This is a genomic window from Mycobacterium sp. 1245801.1, from assembly GCF_001673055.1.
Classification (GTDB): domain Bacteria; phylum Actinomycetota; class Actinomycetes; order Mycobacteriales; family Mycobacteriaceae; genus Mycobacterium; species Mycobacterium europaeum_A.
Window position 1 is genome coordinate 1 of the sequence record NZ_LZKY01000377.1, and the last position, 683, is coordinate 683.

Consider the following 683-nt stretch of genomic DNA (forward strand, 5'->3'; position numbering starts at 1 on the left):
GGGCCGGTTTGGTGATGGATCCGGGTTCGAAGGTGACGTATAACGGGGTGGAGATCGGCCGGGTGGGGTCGATTGCGGAGACGGTGCGTGATGGGAAGCCGGCGGCGAAGTTCACGTTGGAGGTGTTTCCGCGGTATTTGGCGTTGATTCCGTCGAATGTGAATGCGGATATCAAGGCGACGACGGTGTTTGGTGGCAAGTATGTGTCGTTGACGACGCCGGCGAATCCGTCGCCGCAGAAGATTTCGTCGCGCACGGTGATCGATGCGCGGTCGGTGACCACCGAGATCAACACGTTGTTTCAGACGATCACGTCGATCGCGGAGAAGGTGGATCCGATCAAGCTGAATCTGACGTTGAGTGCGGCGGCGCAGTCGTTGTCGGGGTTGGGGGAGAAGTTCGGTCAGTCGGTGGTCAACGCCAACATGTTGCTTGATGATGTGAATCCGCGGATGCCGCAGGCGCGCAAGGATATTCAGCAGTTGGCGGCGTTGGGTGATACGTATGCGAATGCGGCGCCGGATCTGTTCGACTTTTTGAACGACGCGGTGATCACCGCGCGCACCCTCAATGCTCAGCAGAAGGATTTGGATCAGGCGTTGTTGTCGGCGGCCGGGTTTGGTAACACCGGTGCCGAGCTGTTCAACAAGGGTGGGCCGTATCTGGCGCGCGGCGCCGCCGAC

1 protein-coding gene is annotated in these 683 nt (G+C 59.9%); it reads left to right on the plus strand.

Going from position 1 to position 683, the window contains the following annotated elements:
* The coding region (locus A5622_RS24305) for an MCE family protein (protein WP_156753077.1) at positions 1 to 683 on the plus strand (683 nt) is incomplete at both ends.